The following is a 19,127-nucleotide window of genomic DNA, read 5'->3' on the forward strand; positions in this document are numbered from 1 at the left end:
CTGTTGAAATTCACATGAGTCTCACGAATGACAGAAAAAGAAAAGCAGTTTAGTTTTACATCAGAAAACCTTAAGAAAGCGGAAAAGTTTATAGAGATGTATCCCAAAGGTAGAGAAGGTAGTGCTGTTATGCCTTTACTATATCTGGTTCAAGAGCAATGTGGATGGGTTCCTGAATCTGCTATGCGTTATGTTGCTGATATGCTCCATATGCCACATATTCGTGTATATGAAGTGGCAAATTTCTACACCATGTATAATTTAAAACCAGTAGGTAAATATCTAATACAAATTTGTAGAACAACCCCTTGCTGGTTATGCAGTAGCGAAAAAGTTTTAAATACCTTTAAAGAGAAACTTGGAATCAATATCGGTGAGACTACTAAAGATAATTTGTTCACTTTAAAAGAGGTTGAATGTCTTGGTGCATGCGTTAATGCTCCTGTTATGCAGATCAATAATGACTTCTATGAAAATCTTACTCCTGAGAAAGTAGAAAACATCATAACAGAACTTTCAGGCAAATAGATGAAAGAAGAATTTGCATTTAAGATAATCAAGCAATCAGGTTCTGCAAGAGTTGGAACAATTAAAACTCCAAATGGAAGCGTAGAAACCCCCGCTTTTATATTCTGTGCAACAAAAGCTGCAATTAAAGCTGCAGATATTGAAAGAATTAGTGAAGCAGGTACTCAGATAATACTTTCCAACACCTATCACCTAATGCTTCAACCAGGAGAGAATACTGTTGCAAAACTTGGTGGTTTGCACAAGATGATGGGATGGAATGGGCCAATGCTAACTGACTCAGGTGGATATCAGATATTTAGCTTAGGCCACGGATCAGTTTCGGAAGAGATAAAAGGAATAAGAAAAAAACAAAAAACTTTGATCAAAATTAATGAGGATGGGGCAATTTTCCGTTCTTACATTAATGGTAAAACTTATTGCTTAACTCCTGAAAAATCTATACAAATTCAACAGAAATTAGGTGCAGATTTAATCCTAGTTTTAGATGAATGCACTCCATTCCACGTCAGCAAAGAATACACAGCAAAATCAATGCTCATGAGTCACAGATGGGCTGAACGTTCTTTAAATGAATTTGAAAAAAACAATAATGGCAAGCAGGCACTGTATGGAATTAGTCAAGGCGGAGTGTATCAAGATTTACGTAGAGAAAGTTGTGATTTTATCAACGATTTGCCATTTTTTGGTCAAGCAATAGGTGGATCACTTGGTCAAAGTAAAGAGCAGATGTACGATGTAGTTTCTTTCACTATGGACCACCTAAAAAAAGACAGGCCTACTCATTTGCTTGGTATTGGTGGAATTGTGGACATCTTTCATGGAGTAAGTCTTGGAATTGACACGTTTGATTGTGTGCATCCAACTCGTTTGGCAAGGCATGGTGGTGCGCTTATTAAAGTAAAAAATAGAGATTCTATTTCTTCAAAGTGCAAAGAGCATATTAATTTGCGGAATCAACAATTTGAGCTGGACAATAACCCAATTGAAAGTGACTGTTTATGTTTTACCTGCAGAAAACATTCAAGAGCTTATATACACCATTTACTGAAAGCTAAAGAGCTCCTGGCTTACACGCTCGTTACCATTCATAACGTTTTCTTCATGAATAAGTTAATGGAATCAATAAGACAGGCAATATTAGATGATAGGCTAGATCAAGAGAAAAATAATTGGATTAGTGAAATACCATTGCACTTTGATTTGGCCTCTCTTTAAGTCTTTTCTTTATGCTGTTGATTTTTACTTCTTGTTATATTTACTTTATTTATCACACTATTAATTAGAAAGGTTATAATAAATAATTAATCTATTAATGTTAACCTTTATCCATTATTTGTAAAAATTTGGAGGCAAAGGTATGGTTATAAAAAATAATACCCTATTAATATTTGATTTTGATAACACTATCACTAATGGACACATGCATGCTGTTTTCTCTGGTAGACACTCCGGAATTGAAAAAAGTGATTATAATTCTGCTGCGAAAAATGCAGTGACTGATCACAATATAAAAGATTTTCTAAAAAATACAGGTGGAATGAAAAATGAAGAGAGGTTGAAATCTACATTACAATCTGCACTTTCAGGTGGAATAGAAGTTAATATTGCATCATATACAAAATATCCGGATGCTGTAAAAAGGGTTGTAGAAAATCATTTGGGCTTATCTAAAGAACAAGCAGACAGTATTTCTGTATTTGGTAGATTTCCAGAAAATTATGATAATGAGTTAAAAGGTGATAAAGAACAACAAAGTAAAGTTGGAAAGAATTTGCATATCTGTAAGGCAATTGTGGAGTACAAGGATAAACATGGTGAGTTGCCAAAAAATGTAATGTTAGTTGATGATGATGTAAAAAATATTCAGAAGATTAATGAGTTTGTTGCATCAATGAGTAAAAGAGGGGGATGGCTTAAAGAAAATGGGCTGAGTATTGAAGAGATACAAAAAATCAAATTTGAAGGTGCGCGAGTGCCTAAAGAGGACAAAAATGTTGGTTATCTAGAAAGAGTACAAGAGTTTATCAGTCCTAGGAAAGAAGAGTCACCACAATTACCTCCTAAACTTAAGAATTTAAATGCAGTATCCCAGAATAATGAGGAGCCACCACAATTACTTCCTAAAAAAAGGAAATCAAGTGATGGTATGGTTGCTGATGGTGAGAATAAAAAACAAGATATTAAGGGCATGTTGTCATCTGAAACACAAGCAAACCCAACACGCTCAAAACGTCATGCAATGATGCTTGACCCTCAGCAAATAGAATCTATACACCAGAATGCTGAAGAGCCACCACTAGGTAAAAAATACGCACATACTGAAACCATCTCCTTATTAAAGGCATTTGAGACAATCAGAGATTTTTTTCAAGATTGTGGTCAAAAAATAATAAATACTATTCATAGATTATTAAAGAAGGAAGTAATAACAGGGGTTAAAGAGCAAGGCTATGATGTGAATAGTGAAAAAGGTAAAAGTGAAATTACGATTTATGGTAATAAATCGATAGATATTGACAAAATAAAAACGGATTTTATTGATACCTCTCTAATTCGAATAATGGAATTGGGTGAGGAGAAAATCAAAGATCTTAACAATAATTATAAAGGTGATCAGCTAGGGCGAGAGATATCGAAATTATTGAACGCTGGTTCGCAAAAGGAAAATATAAACTCAAACTATAATGATGGAGAGCCTATATTCCAGACTCGTGAAGAGGCATTGAACTATCCTCCGCAAAAGAAAGACATAAACTCAAACTCTGTGAGAGGAAACTATAATGGTGGAGAGTCTATATTTCAGACCGTTCAAGAAGCACAGAACTATCATCGGCAAAAGAAAGGTATAGACTCAAACCCTGTAAGCAAAAAACCACTTGCACCACCAGTACCTCCTAAAAATTATACGGAAAAAGTTACGCAAAATAGAAATAATAATATTATTGAAAGAGGAGGTTGAAGATTCGTATAATTTCTTGTATATCCGGTTCATGGCACATTGTTTCAACTTTACGCTTCTTTAATCACTGTGCTATAGCTAACCCAAGAAAGGTTTTCCTACGTCATACCGCCGCGGCGCTAACAAGTAGCGGAATGACGAATTTTTGTTTTTCAAATTATCGGTAAACTTAAGTCACTTTAGCTATAAATTATGAAGATCTATTGTAAAGCAGCCAAATCAATATAACAGAATACACTAAGCTTTAAGCATAGAAACCACTTTATCGTAACTTGGCAGTGACTTAATTTCTCCAATTGCAGCTAGAGTGGCTTTTTCATGCTGAGATAATAATTCTTCTGCTGCTTTTTTTACGTTAGCAGTGGTAACTGCACTAATTTTTTCTATTAATTCATTTTTACTGATGTACCTATTATAGTTACCGTAGTAGTGCCCCAATGTTTCAGCACGTGAGCTAACACCTTCGCGCGACATTAAAATTTGGGATTTTACTCGCTCTTTCACTCTATTTACTTCTTCTTCCTTCAGATCATCTGTAGACAACTTCTTCAACTCTGTCATTATAGATTTTAAAAGCTTATCTAAGTTACTACTGTCTGTACCAGCAAAAATGGAAAACATCCCTGTATCAGTGTAGCTGGAATTAAATGAATAAACAGAGTAAGCTAATCCCTGCTTTTCCCTTACTTCCTGGAACAGACGTGATGACATTCCGCTCCCTAATATAGAATCGAGCACTTGAAACGTGTGATATTTATCGTCATAACGAGAAACGCTAGGTAGACCAATTAGCAAGTGCACCTGATCTAATTTACGATGTTCTAAATACTCACCACCAGTGTAGCTCGTCGCATTTTGGCTTTTTTTCAGCTTTTTAGAATGAATCTTTGAGAGAAAATCTTTGGTTAATGCAACAACTTCTTCATGTTCAACATTTCCTGCAACGGCAAATAGCATATTCTCGCCAAAGTAATGTTCGTTTATGTAGTTATTTAGATTTTCCCTAGTAAATGACTTTACCGTATCTTGCGTACCTAAGATTGACTTACCAAATGGTTGATCTTTATAAGCTGCCTCAAAATATTTATCGAAAACAATGTCACTTGGTGAATCATTAGTTTGAAAAATCTCTTGTATTACAACACCCTTCTCACGTTCCAATTCATCTTCTGGAAACGTAGAATTCATCAATATATCTATTAATATATCAATACCAGTTTTTATGTCTTTCTTGAGGACTTTTGCATAATAGGTGGTGCTTTCCCTACCAGTGCTGGCGTTGAAAACCCCACCTATGTCGTCAAAAGCTTTTGCAATTTCAAACGCAGTTCTTGTCTTCGTTCCTTTGAAAGCCATGTGTTCTAGAAAATGGGATATTCCATTTTGATTTGCACTTTCCGCTCTACTGCCAACACCAACTCGTATACTTAAAGCTACAGAGTCAACATCACGCACCTGCTCAGTTATTATGCGCAGACCATTATCTAATTTCGTTACCTGAGGTGTATTCATCTTATGTATTCTTTTTTAAATTTTCTTCTGCAAAATCCCAATTAATCAAATGGTCAAGGAAAACTTTTATGTAGTCAATTCTACGATTTTGACAATCTAAATAGTATGCGTGCTCCCACACATCCATAGTGAGTAATGGCACTTGACCATAAGTTAATGGCAAATCTGCATTTGGAGTTTTGGTGATTTTGAGCTTTCCTTTTTCAAGCACTAACCACACCCATCCACTACCAAACTGGCTTACTCCATAATTGGAGAATTCTTCATAAAATTTATCAAAGCCACCGATATCGTCCTGAATTTTTTTTGCTAAAAGACTACTATCTTTAGGCTTACCACCACCATTTTTTTTCATTGAGTTCCAATAAAAAGTGTGGTTCCAAACTTGTGCTGCGTTATTAAATATAGGCAAGTTGTCGCTATTACCATGCACTTTTGTTATTAATTCCTCAATTTTCACATGTTGATAATCCGTATTTTCAACCAGCTCGTTGAGTTTATTTAAATATCCTTTATGGTGCTTATCATAATGAAAATCTAAGGTTTTTGCAGATATGTAAGGCTCCAAAGCTGTTTTACCGTATGGTAATTCAGGTAAAGTAAAATTCATTCAACCTCCTCAATTTCTAACCTACTGCGATGTTAGAGCAATATATGCTTTTGTGCAACATATAATTTGGTTAAAATATTCATATTATTGCAATTGTTCTAAAATAAGTTATACTAGTACAGTAATGTTAATAATAATTACATTTTTTATTATATAGTTCTTTTAGGAGGCTAATATGTCAAGTTTATGTGAAAACCTTAAGTATTCATATGAGAATTTTAAGCAATATGCTCAACACGGAACTGTTCCTGCTGTAGAAAAAAATAACAGTCAAGTTCCACAAAACTGTTTCTATAAGTCTGTTCATCATATCGATAGTGTTGTGGGACCAGTGAAGGATATGCTCGTAGGGGTAAATAAAGATGCCGATACTTCAACAACAACTTTGGGAAAAAGAGAGAAAAAAGTCTGCGGTACGAAACATAATGGACTTTATCATGGCTTTGCAAATTTATTACTTGTACTCTATACAGGGGTTGCATATTTAACGTATTTGCCAGTAAAATTAATTTCACATTTAAAGGGAACAGATGGTCCAAAATCTCTTTTAGGGTATACCAATAATTTGCAGAACAAAGCAGAACAACATGGTGAAACCTGCGCTAAGTTCTTAAGTTTAGTCTTGTCTTACATTATTTCAGCCGTCATCTGGGCTGCAGCACTCATTATTACACCACTGACTTGGGCTGTTGATAAAGTGGCAAGTAAGTTTAGTGACGCAAAGTCTGAAGCTGCTGACTCTAATGGGAAAGCTCCTCTACTAAGCTAATCTGCACAACATGGCTTTAACACTTAGCCACCGGAAAGGGTGTCATCCCAGTGCTTCGATACTGGGATCCAGCCTTCCATGCAATCCCATCAAAAACGTTTATTTGAGCATAAGATTAGCTATTTTCTATGCTCACCAACCCAGCGTACAGTAGGAATTTCTGGATTCCAGCGGGCTTTGTTGCATCGCTAGCTATGATGGATTAAAGATAAAAAAGATGGAGAATATCAGTAGCTTATTATTCTGGTATTTATAACAAGAACGGTCAGTGAATACCTAAATTTGAGTAAAAGAAATTTCACTACCACTCACTAATCCGGCTAAAATTCAAGAATTTCAATGCTTTAGCTATTTTCAATAGAATTAAGTTTATTAATATAAATAATAAATTACTATTCTTAAATTTGATCAGATTGATTGCAAAAAAACAAGATTTTCAATAGGTTGCTTATAATCCTAACTATAGTTAGCCTTTCATAAGTAGCGATGCAACAAAGCCATTCCAGCGTCACGCGCTGGAATGACACCATTCGTTTCGTTAAAAACAAATGTTCATGCAGTTATGTGATCTTCATTAGTTATATCTGCAATCAAACTTCCTAAAAACACTTTATAGCTCTTGAGTATAAAAAAAAATTCCTTTAAATAATAGAGTATGCTAATCAGGAATTTAATAAAACAAGCGACTAAAGTAGGAAGCAGTGAAAATGCAATACGGTATGTCGAATATCTCTATCAATTTGAAAAGTTTAGAAACACATTAAACCTCACTTTATCACTAATAAAGCAAAATAGGCTCTCATTTGAAATATACCAAGAGGGATTAGTGGATATGGAAGAGGGAGTGTGTAAGACAATCAGGTCTTCCAGTGTAAATAAATATGTTATTGTACTGAGGAAGTCAAACCCATACATTATAGTGCATGAACTTTCACATATGGTTGAAAATGAACTGAACTTAAGTTTGGAACAGGAATTTCTCCATAAAGTTTATCAAGATGTCGAGCAGAACCTAAAGCAAGCAAATATTCTTGTGCAGAAAATTATCGGCCAAATTATATTTAAGGAGATACAGGCTTATCAAACTGCAAAATCACGTGCATCTGAATTATTTGCACGCTATTTTGAGCTATTTGCTTGGGCGCAGGAGGTTTACCCTAAAGACAAAGAATACTTAATCCGCACTCAAGACCTAAATAAAGTGTTCCTTGCTACTGACCAATGGAAAAAGAGCTACCTGGATCCACAAATAATGGAGAGAATAGATAAGGAAATCAAGGAATACAGCAATAAAACTGCCACTAAAGACGTAACCAAAGTGCAAAGCAGTTGGACTAACAAATTTTCTCCTGGAGGCAAAAAAATTAGCTCTATATTTGGAGATGATGATTAGCTTAGTATAGCTAGTGCAGGCCAGACGTCATACCGCCGCGGCGCTAACAAGCAGCGGGATGACGAGATGCCACCACGAACCGTCATACCGTCACGGTATCTCTAGATCCCGCTAACACGTAGCGGGATGACGATTGTCAGGCTAGCTGTCATCCCAGTGCCCAGACACTGGGATGGCTTTGTTGCATAGCACCTTAAGCAGTGATGGTTTACGACAAATTTATGTAATGATTTCAAATTTAGCCATACCAATATCAGTGAATTTGTTGAGCAAATAGCACTTAATTAGTAATTCTTTTTCACGATTTACTTCAGATTTATTCCTAAAGCTAAATCCAAATACTTGCTTCAACCTTGAGAAAAATCCTTCTATGTAAGATCTCTTTCCATAAATTGCTTCCTTTTTCCACTCTTTTACACCATCTTGTCCATATAATTTTATTAACCTAATAGCAGCATTTCTGTCAGACATATAATCTATTTTTGAATGTTCTGCTGCATCCTTTTTTGGTAGAACTTTTGTCTTTATATCGTATTTCTTACACAATTTATAAAGTTTGTGCCTATCGTATGCCCTATCTGCATATAATGCTTTTATTTTGTGCTGAAAATTAACTTCTTCAAGCAAATCGCAAGCTCCATAGTGGTCAGAGTAGACGCCATTACTGTATCTTGCAGCTATAGCTTTTTTACTATTCACACTTAACATAACATGTAACTTTCTTACTTGCTCGTAGCTTCGGTACTTTCTATCTGCACTGTTTTCCTTACTGTGGCCAGGAGTGTTACTGTAAATGCTGATACTTGTGCTATCTATGATAATTTCAATATTTTCCATGTTGCTTTTATCAACCCTGCAATCATTTATCTTAATATTAAGTTTTTTAAACCTTCTTGATGCTTGTGAATAGCTGATAACTGCCAAATTTTTTCCTATTTGTTGCAGATATCCTTTTATAAACCCCACCGTTTGTCTTAAACCAATTCTAAAAAGATTGACAATTATATGCACCAAAATTACGACTTTATCACTGTAAATATAGTTGCCGCCCTGCATTTTTGGACTATTTTCATACCAATTTTCGATAGCTTCATCGATGTAACGAAAAATATTTCCCCTTTTTTCAAGGAATTTGTTATATTCGTTTTGGTTACTGACTTTCATTTTCTGTGGCATATTTTTTCTTCAACAGTTAAATGGTTATTTATAATGAATTTTGTCAGTAGCCACCAGATTTTTTCGGTTGCTATGCAACAAAGCCCACTGGGATCCAGGAAAGTTTGCTTGTTTACAAGCAAACTAGCATAGAAAGTGGTTACAACGTTTTCGATGAGATTATATGGAAAACTGGATTCCAGTGTCAAGCACTGGAATGACATCACAGGGGCACTGGAATGACACCTCTCTTGGGCTCTTTTAGCTATAAACATTAAGAAATTTACCAAATAAAAAAAAGGCAAAAGAAGCCCTAGTCATTGTCTACTTTCAGTATTGGCGTTTTTTAAGTCTTAAACACTGCAATTTAGCTGCTTTTAAGTGCAACTAACCTTAGCTAAAATGTTTAAGAAATTTACTAAGCAGAAAAAAAGGCAAAAGAAACCCCGTGGTAATTAGTGTTCACTCTCTAATCCTTCAAATTGGCGTACTATACTGTCTTAAACGACTTATAAGCGCGTTTCAGCTTATATGGGTAAAAACCCAGAAATATTGTGAAGACATAAGGTGCACATAGTGCAAAAAATTAAAAATAAGACGCCAACTACGTTGTTTTTTTACTGTTTAATCTGCACAGATGAAGATAACTGAATACCTTCAGTTTCATGATAAGGGAGCTGGCGGAGTTCGTCAAGTAAGTTTTTTGTATTTTAACCTTAGATTTGAGAAATCTTATAGGCTTTTGTTCTCATGAAAATTATGTTCTCATGGGTAAATTAATGTTATCCTTTTTTGTTGATCTAAAGTTTTTTATGTTCATACACTTACGTGTTCATAGTGTTTATTCGCTGCTTGAAAGCTCGGTTAAAATTGAGGAGCTGATCGGCCTTTGTTTGCGAAATAAAATGCCAGCGGTTGCAATTACTGATTCAGGCAACTTGTTTGGCTCGCTTGAGTTTTCAGAATATGCAGCAAGTAGGGGAATACAGCTAATAATAGGATGCAATATTATAGTTAAACATTCAGAACAAAATTTACCTATATTATTGCTTGCAAAAAATGAGCAAGGGTACACTAATTTAGTCACTTTGGTGAGTGAGTCTTTTAAAAAGCGCAAGAATAACAGCGATATTCCTTACGTTGATTTTGATGAGCTATTGAATTTAAGTACGGGTCTGATCGCTTTAACCGGTGGATGTTTGGCTCAATTATTGTTGGGGCAAGATAAAGAAACGGTTGAAAAACTGCTTTCAGCATTCAATGGTCATTTATATGTTGAATTGCAGCGTCATGGATTGAATAAAGAGCTAGAGCTTGAAGAAGCTTTGATAGACTTTGCTTATCAGCGCAATATACCACTGGTTGCAACGAACGATGTGTTTTTTCCAAATAGGTCTGACTATGAAGCTTATGACATATTAACGTGCATATCGGAGGGGAGTTATGCCCTGGAGAATAACAGAAAGAAGTTAACTACCGAGCATTACTTCAAATCTGTGGCAGAAATGGAGGAGCTGTTTAGCGACATTCCCGAAGCAATTCATAACACTTTAGTGATAGCTAAGCGGTGCTCTTACATGCCAAGAAGCAGGCAGCCTATCTTGCCTAAATTTCCTTGTCGAGAAAATAAAACTGAGAATGAAGAACTGAGGGAGCAGGCAGTTGCAGGATTGAAGCTGCGTATTGCAAAATCCTCTTCTGTCACCAGAACACCCTCCACTGTCATCCCAGTACTTGATACTGGGATCCAGAGAGATTCCAGCGTCACGCGCTGGAATGACACCAAACCAGATGATGACACACAACATGATATCGATTTCAAGCAATACTACGACAGGTTAGATTATGAACTAAGTGTAATCACTTCAATGAACTATGCTGGTTACTTTCTAATAGTTTCTGACTTTATCCGCTGGAGCAAAGCAAATGGCATTCCAGTTGGTCCAGGAAGAGGCTCTGGTGCTGGATCAATTGTTGCTTGGAGCTTACAGATTACAGACCTTGATCCAATAAAGTTTGGCCTAATATTTGAAAGATTTTTAAATCCCGATCGTGTATCAATGCCTGACTTTGATATCGATTTCTGCCAAGAGAAAAGAGACCTGGTTATTGATTATGTTCAGAAAAAATACGGTTATGTTGCTCAAATAATCACTTTTGGTAAATTGCAGGCAAGGGCAGTATTACGTGATGTTGGTAGAGTATTACAAATGCCTTACTCTCAAGTGGATAAAATATCTAAAATGGTTCCATTTAATCCAGTAAATCCTGTAACTTTATCACAAGCGATAGAGTTTGATCAAAACCTGCAGAAAGAACGGGATAGTGATGAGGTAATTGCAAAGCTTCTTGATATATCTCTTAAGCTTGAAGGAATATATCGTCACGTTTCAACTCATGCTGCTGGAATTGTAATATGCGATCAAAAATTAGAAAATTTTGTTCCCGTGTATTATGATCCAAATTCGGCTCTGCCAATCACTCAATACAGCATGAAATATGTGGAGAAAGCTGGGCTAATAAAATTTGATTTTCTTGGACTTGGTACGCTAACGCTAATAGATCATGTGTGTCGTTTAATTAATCGTGATGAAAAAAAGATCGATATTTCTTCAGTTTCTTTGAATGATCAAGAAACCTATGAGATGCTCTCTAGCGGTGATTCAATTGGAGTGTTCCAGCTTGAAAGTTCGGGAATGAGAGAAGCTTTAATCAAGTTAAAACCAGACTGCATCGAGGACATCATCGCTTTAATCTCTCTTTATCGTCCAGGACCTATGGATAACATTCCAACTTATGTTGCAAGAAAACATGGACTTGAAAAGCCAGATTATATTCATCCGTTACTTGAGGAAGTATTAAAAGAGACATTTGGGGTAATAATTTACCAAGAACAAGTGATGGAAATAGCCCGTATTCTTTCCGGGTATAGCTTAGCGGAAGCAGATTTGCTGAGACGTGCTATGGGTAAGAAAATCAAGGAAGAGATGGATAAACAACGTGAACTTTTCATCCAAGGAGCAACGAAGAATGGCGTTGATTACGACAGGGCAAGTTATATCTTTGACCTTGTTGCAAAATTTGCTGGTTATGGGTTCAATAAATCTCATGCTGCAGCATATGCGGTGATATCTTATCAAACGGCTTACCTTAAAGCTAATTATCCATTAGAATTTTTTACAGCACTAATGAATCTGAATATTGATGATAGAGATAAACTGAATTTATTTTATCATGCAGCAAAGTTTAGTGGCGTTACCGTTCTTCCACCTGATATAAACAAATCTAAAGCTGAATTCTCAATAGAGAACGAACGCATACGTTATGGTATTGCTGCCTTGAGGAATGTTGGTTTTTCTATAGCGGAGGGAATAGTGAACGTACGTTCAAGCGCTTGTAAGGACATATGGGAATTCATTCAAAATTCAGGTCATATAATAAATAAGAGAGCGCTAGAAAGCCTGATTAAATCCGGAGCATTCGATAGCGTGCATAAGAACAGAAAGCAGCTATATGAGTCAATGGACACACTGATTTACTTTGCAAATAAAAACAAACAGGATAGAGAATCAAGTCAAGCTGCTTTGTTTGGTAGTCTTGATGTCCTCAAACCGAAATTTGAGAATGTGGAAGATTTTGATGAAGAGGAAAAATTAGAGCATGAGTTATTTTCACTAGGATTTTATTTAACTAATCATCCACTTGAAAAATTTAGAACTCTTCTGGAAAAGTTAAATATTGGGTTTATCGGAGAAAATAGAACAGCAAAAACTGCTGGGGTAATATTAAATGCACGTATGAGAACCTCAGAGCGTGGAAGGTTTGTTATACTCACACTTTCTGATCCCCATAACGTTTCTGAAATAGCATTCTATAATAATGAAATAATAGAAGAAAAAAGAGATTTATTTTCACCAGGAACATTTGTGATAATTGATCTTGAAGCTTCGGAAAATACGACAAGATTAGCAGGCAAGGATATATCTGAGTTTACAAAAAGAATCACTTCTACAATAAAAGAATTAGTTCTCACCACTGAGTGCACGGATTCGCAAAAAGCCGCTATGGAATTAAACACAATATTAAAAGATGAAGGCAGAACCAAAATAATGCTAAAACTTCTTCTCGAAAAACATAAAGTGAGCATCTTATTACCAGGTGCATACTCAATTGCTCCTCAAGTTGTTTATGAAATATCTAACTTAAGCTGGATTAAAGGCGTAGAAATTAATACAAATAACTTGCTTATATAAAAAAGCTTTATATAATGAAATATTTAATCGGTATTAAAGGAAGATATAGTGAATCTTTATGAATTTATTTTTATAGCACAACAAGGATTATTACAGCAAGAAGTAGAGGAGATGGTCCAAGAGCTAGCTGTTTCATTGAAGAATATTAAAGCAGATGTTATTTTCCAGAAGATTAAGAGTCTTATGGAAAGGCAAAATAGCACGCTTACAAAACAAGAGTTAGAAACGCGTGCTGAAAACATTAAAGAAGGTCTAGTTGCTTACTCTGATTTCTTGGAAGATCTTACAAAAATTTTATGGGTTGAATTGGAAAAAGATCTTTCAAATTTGAAAGAAGTGAAGTCAAAAATCGATAAAGAGTTGAAAGATGACCTAAAAGATTTAGGAATAACGCAAGATTTTATAAAATTTCTAGGAGGCAGTGAGCAAATTACTAAAAGTGCGTTTATCCATAATGCAGTAAATGCTTTGAAGAGAAATATTTCAGAACATCTAATAAAGATTTTTCAAGATATTTTGAAAGATTTTAGAATAAACGGTCCAACTCAATCGAGCAAAGCATTGGAAATGCTTTTGGAAAACATTGAAGCATCAGGATTAATCAAGTATGAACATTGGGGTCTTTTGGATTTTGCATATCCAATAAATAAGATGAAGAGCGGTCATTATTGTATAATGTGTATAAGTTCTACTGCAAGCATTCTGGATGAATTTGTGCGTAGAATGAAACTTAATGAGAACGTTATTCGCCACTTGTCTGTGCAGGTTGATAAATTTTTTGAAGGTAAATCTTATATGATGAATAAACAAATTGAGGAGCAAAACGCATAATGATGAAAAGACGAAATAGTTTTAATAATTCTTACGTATCTGTAAATAATAGGACTGGCTTTAGGCGTTCTAAAGTTTGCCCTCTTGCTGCGTCTAAAGATGAAGACATAGATTATAAGAATACAGATTTATTATCCAAGTTTACCTCTGACTATGGTAGGATATTACCTAGAAGATTAACAGGCGTATGTGCAAAAAAACAAAGGAAGTTACGCTTAGCGGTCATAAGGGCACGTTTTTTGGCTCTTGTTCCTTACTGTACTAAAAAAGTTTAGGTAATTTATGTTGATAATTTTAAAGGAAAATATAAGGACTTTAGGTAAGCTTGGTGAAGTTGTAAAAGTTAAACCAGGTTATGCACGTAATTTTCTTTTTCCACAAAGAAAAGCGGTGAAAGCTACCAAGGAAAATTTAACAAAGCTAGAGGAGCAACGTTTATTACTGGAAGAAGAGAATATAAAAAGATTAAATGTAGCAAAAGAGCTTGTATTGTCACTACATGATAAGTTTGTGGTATTGACAAAGCAAGCTTCAGAGGATGGTAAAATTTTTGGTTCTGTAACAACACGTGAAATTGCGAAAGTTTTACTACAAGAAGGACGTGCGATAGATCATCGTAGTTTATCTTTTGGTGGAATAAGCATCAAAAACTTGGGTGAATACCAAGTAAACGTAGAATTACATAGTGAAGTAGTAGTACCAATTACTATATACGTCGTGAAATCCGAAACAGATGCAAATGAGCTAAGGCAAGTAAAATTGCAAAATCAGAAGTCTGAGCAACAAGAAGATGAAGCAGTTGAGCAAGAAGATACAAATAACGAATAGCAGTGAATAAAATATGTCAACTATCCCACTGTTTCCCTCGTGTCATCCAAGTAGCTGACACTGGACACCATTTGCTATGTAAACTGCTTTCAGAATTACAGTGATTATACAATGATTGGAAGAAATCAAAAATGATCCTACACTATAGCCGTAAAGAAATGTCTGCCATGGCTAAGCTGGTGTCACCCCAGTGCGTGACACTGGGATCTAGCATGTTCAAAGATAAGACGGGGGTCATTTAATGATCCCTCGTTATAGTCATAAAGAGATGTCTGCGATTTGGGAAGAAAATAACAAATTTAATATATGGCTCAAAATAGAAAAATTAGCGTGCGAAGCTCAAGCAAAGCTAGGAATTGTCCCTAAGGATATTGCTCAGAAGCTCTCTGATGCTATTGAATTTGATATTGAACGTATCAACGAAATTGAATCCATTGTAAAACACGATGTTATAGCTTTTCTGACGTATGTTGCTGAAAAAGCGGGAATTGATGTTCGTTATCTTCATTATGGAATGACAAGTTCTGATGTTTTGGATACATGCCTTGCGGTGCAGTTGAAAGAGTCATGTGATATTTTACTCGAGAATTTAAAAAATATACTTGCAGTATTGAAAAAAAAAGCTGAGGACTATAAAGATATTGTTTGTGTTGGGCGTAGTCATGGAATGCATGCAGAACCAACAACTCTTGGATTAAAATTTGCTAGATTTTATGCTGAATTTAAACGCAATTATCAGAGATTAATTAGCGCGCAAAAAGAGATCTCAATTTGTAAAATATCAGGTGCAGTAGGTAATTTTGCAAATGTTGATCCGTTTGTTGAAGAGTATGTAGCGAAAGAAATGGGACTCATACCTGAAACCATATCGTCTCAAGTCATTCCTCGTGATAGACATGCCATGTTCTTTTCAGTTTTGGGAGTGATTGCAAGCTCAATAGAAAATATTGCAATTGAAATTCGTCATTTGCAAAGAACTGAAATCGGCGAAATTTCTGAGCATTTTTCCATTGGGCAGAAGGGAAGCTCTGCTATGCCACACAAATGTAATCCTATTTTAAGTGAAAATCTGACTGGACTCTCACGTTTAATACGCAGTTATGTTTTTCCTGCGTTAGAAAATGTTGCATTGTGGCACGAACGTGATATATCACACTCGTCTGTGGAAAGATGCATTGCTCCTGATGCTTGTATAACAATGGATTTTGCTTTAGTGCGATTAACAGATTTGATAGATAAATTGGTGATCAATAAGGAAAACATTGAGAAGAACTTAAATTCTTCAAAAGGTTTAGTTTTCTCACAGCATGTATTGCTTGAGTTAGTAAATAGTGGTTTGGCGAGGGAAGAGGCGTATAAAATTGTTCAGAGCAATGCAATGAAAGTGAAACAAAACAACAGTGATTTTCTGGCCGAATTGAAACAAGATAAATCCTTACTTGAAGTTATTAACTCTGAAAAACTTGAATCTTTGTTTGATTTGAAATATTATACAAAGCATGTAGGTCACATATATAGCAAGGTTTTCAATTAGGCTGAGTAGCTCAGTTGGTAGAGCAGGAGGATCATAATCTCTTGGTCGGGGGTTCGAGTCCCTCCTCAGCCACTCGAACTAGACTGTGTTTAAAAAGCAGTGCACTGAGTGGAATAGTGTGACTCAGTGTCAGCTACTTGGAGTGAGTTGTGTATCCACTCAGGTGAGGAAACAATGGATAGGAGATTGTGAAAAGGTTTAGCTTTTGGCCTATGATCCCTTTAAATGACAGAATTTCACTACAAAACTTAACTTTCTTCTATGCAGTTAGCCAAGTCAAGAAAGGTGAATCTATCTCTTGTTACAAACGCAAGATCGACCACTTTACAATATTGTTCTTTATTCCAACTGAGGTGCTCTGGTAAGTGTGGAATCGATAGATCTTCAAATATTTTCTGTAGGTGTTTTGCAGGTAGTAAATTTTGCTTAATTAAGCTGGAAATATTATGCCATTCTTTGCGAATAATCTCTTGGATTTTTTGCTGCAGAATTTGCTTCTGTTCAAAAGTTCTTACAAATTCGATATTATCAAAGCACTGAGTTATATGTTTTACATCTAAAGTGGTCGGTTTGATAATCGGGTTTTGTATTGATAATATCTTTTCCTGCAAATTAGCCATGGTAATCGTCGTAACAGCAATTTTTTCGCCATGTAGTGAGGAATGATCTCTTGTTACCATTTCCATTGCGTGAGCTATCATATGCTCTCCTTGGCTTGCAGAATAGCTGCCTTTTGATATTACCATTCCAAGTCCTGAAATTAATAGAACTTCCATAAGTAATAGGACCACTTTTCTACTTCTTTTAGTAAGCGCCGTATACTCTCTTAGCAAAATTTGCTCCAAATCGCGAACAAGTGTAAAAGGTAATTCATTGTATTCTGTGCCAAGCAACAAATGAGATAGTAGCCAGTCAGCCTGAACTGTTGAACGGCAAATGAAATCTGCAAATCCGCTTAATGTGAGGCGCAGTGGTGCATTGGTAAGTATGTCTATATCTATATATATCGCTCTTGGAAGATGTGCTTTGAACGATTTTTTATATCCATTTACTAATATTGAAGCATTTGCGGATGTATATCCATTCATGGAAGCGGCTGTTGGGAACGATATATAATCTTTTTTCTCGAGGTAGCTTGCATATTTGCAGATATCGTTAACGGTGCCGCTACCAAATGCAACTATTAAGTCATTATCTTTTGCTTTGTTTCTAACTAGATTTACGGTTTCAAGAGAGGCAGCTCTGCTTGGTGTCATCCGAGTAGCTGACATTGGGATGACAGGTGGAGTGGAGTTACCCGGAATAATTAAGTTAGGAATTTTATTAAATACGTTTTTGTTTAAAAGTTTTGCTGTATTTTCATCTGCAACTAGAAAGATGTCATTTCCGTGTCGTGTGCATATTTCATAGATATCATCAGCAAGGTGGTAATCTGTTATTACTTCTCTTAGAAAAGTTTGTTCGGTTTGATGTAATATTTGTTTTAAATAGTGCATAGAGTGTTTACAATATAGCAATATAATTATTTTAAGGTTGACATGAAAATTGACCCTGTAGAGCTAACTAAGAAATTGATCTCTTTTGAGAGTATAACACCAAGGGACGGCGGGGCAATAGAGCATATAGCAACAATCTTCAAGAAAAGTGGCTTTGACTGTGAAATTTTAGAGTTTGGTGATAAAGTTAAAAATCTTTATGCGAAATATATAAATGGAGTACCAAATTTGTGCTTTGCTGGGCATGTTGATGTTGTGCCACCAGGTCAATTAAAAGATTGGGCATTTGGTCCATTTAATCCAGAAGTTAGAGATGGAATGTTATATGGAAGAGGGGCTGCTGATATGAAAAGCGGAGTAGCTGCATTTATTGCTGCTATGGTAAATTTGATTGCAGAGAAGTTTCAATTTAATGGTTCGATAAGTGCATTGATTACCAGTGCTGAAGAAAGCACGGAAGAATATGGAACAAAGGCAGTTTTGGAATGGATGAAAAGTAAGCAGAAAAAGATAGATTTTTGTGTGGTTGGCGAACCAACCAGTAGTGAGAAATTAGGTGATACCATAAAAATAGGCAGAAGAGGTTCTGTAACATTTGAATTAATTTGCCATGGAAAACAAGGGCACGTTGCCTACCCAGACCTAGCAGATAATCCAATATATAAGGTAATATCGATATTGAGTAAGGTAAAAAATACTACTTTTGATCATGGTAATAAATATTTTCAGCCTTCACATTGCGAAGTTACTACTATCGATGTTGGAAATAATACTAGCAATCTAATACCTGGTTCAGCAACTACACGTTTTAACATTCGATATAACAATACACAAACACCTGACAGCTTATATAAGCTGATTGATGAAATATGCTCCAGTGTAACTAACGATTATAAACTTTCTATGCATAGCAGCAGGGATGTTTTCCTCTCTACTCCCGATAGAAATACTGATATTATGCTTGATGCGATAAATAAAGTTACCAGTATTGATGCTGTGCTGAGCACAAGTGGTGGCACATCTGATGCTGCGTTTATCAAAGATGTTTGTCCAGTGATTGAATTTGGTATAATCAACAAAACCGCACATCAGACAAATGAATGCGTATTAGTAGACGATATACACAAGTTAACAGCTATATATAAGGAATTTATAGAAAATTATTTCAATCCCACTAATAAAATATTGAATCAGGTCAACGTAGTTAGTAATATATCTAGTGGTCCATTGTTAGCTTAGATCTCTTGCATAACTGT

Annotated in this window: 19 protein-coding genes and 1 tRNA gene; 13 read left to right on the plus strand and 7 right to left on the minus strand. The window is 35.5% G+C overall.

Annotation, left to right across the window (positions count from 1 at the left end):
- Positions 1-27 precede the first annotated feature (27 nt).
- From nuoE to ACJZL1_RS00655, 3 genes are all read left to right on the plus strand, one after another.
- Positions 28-528 (plus strand): NADH-quinone oxidoreductase subunit NuoE, encoded by a 501-nt coding sequence (nuoE, locus tag ACJZL1_RS00645; RefSeq protein ID WP_265026320.1) that lies wholly within the window; start codon positions 28-30, stop codon positions 526-528.
- The gene (tgt, locus tag ACJZL1_RS00650) at positions 529-1,746 is read left to right on the plus strand and encodes a tRNA guanosine(34) transglycosylase Tgt (RefSeq protein WP_265026319.1); all 1,218 of its coding nucleotides are present in this window, start codon (positions 529-531) and stop codon (positions 1,744-1,746) included.
- 142 nt (positions 1,747-1,888) lie between these two features.
- A complete protein-coding gene (locus tag ACJZL1_RS00655) occupies positions 1,889-3,490 on the plus strand; it encodes a hypothetical protein (protein ID WP_419247275.1) in 1,602 nt (533 codons plus the stop codon).
- Positions 3,491-3,727: 237 nt separating this feature from the next.
- Here the strand turns inward: ACJZL1_RS00655 and ACJZL1_RS00660 are convergent, their stop codons facing one another.
- Both ACJZL1_RS00660 and ACJZL1_RS00665 read right to left on the minus strand, forming a co-directional pair.
- Positions 3,728-5,002, minus strand: coding sequence for a M16 family metallopeptidase (locus tag ACJZL1_RS00660; protein WP_419247276.1), 1,275 nt, complete (start codon positions 5,000-5,002; stop codon positions 3,728-3,730).
- A 1-nt stretch (position 5,003) separates the two neighbouring features.
- A complete protein-coding gene (locus ACJZL1_RS00665; RefSeq protein ID WP_265026315.1) occupies positions 5,004-5,612 on the minus strand; it encodes a superoxide dismutase in 609 nt (202 codons plus the stop codon).
- A 175-nt stretch (positions 5,613-5,787) separates the two neighbouring features.
- Between ACJZL1_RS00665 and ACJZL1_RS00670 the strand changes: the two genes are divergently transcribed.
- Both ACJZL1_RS00670 and ACJZL1_RS00675 read left to right on the plus strand, forming a co-directional pair.
- Positions 5,788-6,381, plus strand: coding sequence for a hypothetical protein (locus ACJZL1_RS00670; RefSeq protein ID WP_265026314.1), 594 nt, complete (start codon positions 5,788-5,790; stop codon positions 6,379-6,381).
- 39 nt (positions 6,382-6,420) lie between these two features.
- A complete protein-coding gene (locus ACJZL1_RS00675; protein WP_419247277.1) occupies positions 6,421-6,573 on the plus strand; it encodes a hypothetical protein in 153 nt (50 codons plus the stop codon).
- Between the two features lie 206 nt (positions 6,574-6,779).
- Here the strand turns inward: ACJZL1_RS00675 and ACJZL1_RS00680 are convergent, their stop codons facing one another.
- Positions 6,780-6,929: a hypothetical protein gene (locus tag ACJZL1_RS00680; protein WP_419247278.1), complete on the minus strand. Its 150-nt coding sequence runs from the start codon at positions 6,927-6,929 to the stop codon at positions 6,780-6,782.
- A gap of 107 nt (positions 6,930-7,036) precedes the next feature.
- On the opposite strand from ACJZL1_RS00680, the gene ACJZL1_RS00685 reads away from it, so the two are divergent.
- Positions 7,037-7,774, plus strand: a complete 738-nt coding sequence (locus tag ACJZL1_RS00685) for a WD_0702 family putative metalloprotease (RefSeq protein ID WP_419247279.1) — start codon at positions 7,037-7,039, stop codon at positions 7,772-7,774.
- Positions 7,775-7,875: 101 nt separating this feature from the next.
- On the opposite strand, the gene ACJZL1_RS00690 is transcribed toward ACJZL1_RS00685, so the two are convergent.
- The 3 genes from ACJZL1_RS00690 to ACJZL1_RS00700 are packed head-to-tail and all read right to left on the minus strand — an operon-like array spanning position 7,876 to position 9,204.
- The gene (locus ACJZL1_RS00690; protein ID WP_419247280.1) at positions 7,876-8,010 is read right to left on the minus strand and encodes a hypothetical protein; all 135 of its coding nucleotides are present in this window, start codon (positions 8,008-8,010) and stop codon (positions 7,876-7,878) included.
- A complete protein-coding gene (locus ACJZL1_RS00695; RefSeq protein ID WP_264735368.1) occupies positions 7,994-8,950 on the minus strand; it encodes an IS5 family transposase in 957 nt (318 codons plus the stop codon). Before ACJZL1_RS00695 ends, ACJZL1_RS00690 begins: the two co-directional genes overlap by 17 nt.
- On the minus strand, positions 8,935-9,204 hold the full coding sequence (locus ACJZL1_RS00700; protein WP_353284977.1) for a hypothetical protein: 270 nt from the start codon (positions 9,202-9,204) through the stop codon (positions 8,935-8,937). The genes ACJZL1_RS00695 and ACJZL1_RS00700 overlap by 16 nt, the downstream gene beginning before the upstream one ends.
- A gap of 537 nt (positions 9,205-9,741) precedes the next feature.
- On the opposite strand from ACJZL1_RS00700, the gene dnaE reads away from it, so the two are divergent.
- From dnaE to ACJZL1_RS00730, 6 genes are all read left to right on the plus strand, one after another.
- A complete protein-coding gene (gene dnaE, locus ACJZL1_RS00705; protein ID WP_419247503.1) occupies positions 9,742-13,182 on the plus strand; it encodes a DNA polymerase III subunit alpha in 3,441 nt (1,146 codons plus the stop codon).
- Between the two features lie 48 nt (positions 13,183-13,230).
- Positions 13,231-14,013, plus strand: coding sequence for a 30S ribosomal protein S6 (gene rpsF / locus ACJZL1_RS00710; RefSeq protein ID WP_265026309.1), 783 nt, complete (start codon positions 13,231-13,233; stop codon positions 14,011-14,013).
- Positions 14,013-14,288 carry a 30S ribosomal protein S18 gene (gene rpsR, locus ACJZL1_RS00715; RefSeq protein WP_250294995.1) on the plus strand — a complete coding sequence of 92 codons (276 nt, stop codon included), beginning with the start codon at positions 14,013-14,015 and terminating at the stop codon, positions 14,286-14,288. Before rpsF ends, rpsR begins: the two co-directional genes overlap by 1 nt.
- A gap of 7 nt (positions 14,289-14,295) precedes the next feature.
- On the plus strand, positions 14,296-14,841 hold the full coding sequence (rplI, locus tag ACJZL1_RS00720; protein WP_265026308.1) for a 50S ribosomal protein L9: 546 nt from the start codon (positions 14,296-14,298) through the stop codon (positions 14,839-14,841).
- A gap of 241 nt (positions 14,842-15,082) precedes the next feature.
- On the plus strand, positions 15,083-16,375 hold the full coding sequence (purB, locus tag ACJZL1_RS00725) for an adenylosuccinate lyase (protein WP_419247281.1): 1,293 nt from the start codon (positions 15,083-15,085) through the stop codon (positions 16,373-16,375).
- Positions 16,375-16,447, plus strand: a tRNA-Met gene (locus tag ACJZL1_RS00730). The genes purB and ACJZL1_RS00730 overlap by 1 nt, the downstream gene beginning before the upstream one ends.
- A 176-nt stretch (positions 16,448-16,623) precedes the next feature.
- Here the strand turns inward: ACJZL1_RS00730 and ACJZL1_RS00735 are convergent.
- A complete protein-coding gene (locus ACJZL1_RS00735; protein WP_419247282.1) occupies positions 16,624-17,871 on the minus strand; it encodes an iron-containing alcohol dehydrogenase in 1,248 nt (415 codons plus the stop codon).
- Between the two features lie 42 nt (positions 17,872-17,913).
- On the opposite strand from ACJZL1_RS00735, the gene dapE reads away from it, so the two are divergent.
- Entirely contained in the window at positions 17,914-19,110 is a 1,197-nt protein-coding gene (gene dapE, locus ACJZL1_RS00740; protein ID WP_419247283.1) for a succinyl-diaminopimelate desuccinylase, read from the plus strand.
- Positions 19,111-19,127 lie beyond the last annotated feature (17 nt).

The sequence above is a fragment of the Wolbachia endosymbiont of Rhagoletis indifferens genome, from assembly GCF_048537595.1.
Taxonomy (GTDB): Bacteria; Pseudomonadota; Alphaproteobacteria; order Rickettsiales; family Anaplasmataceae; genus Wolbachia.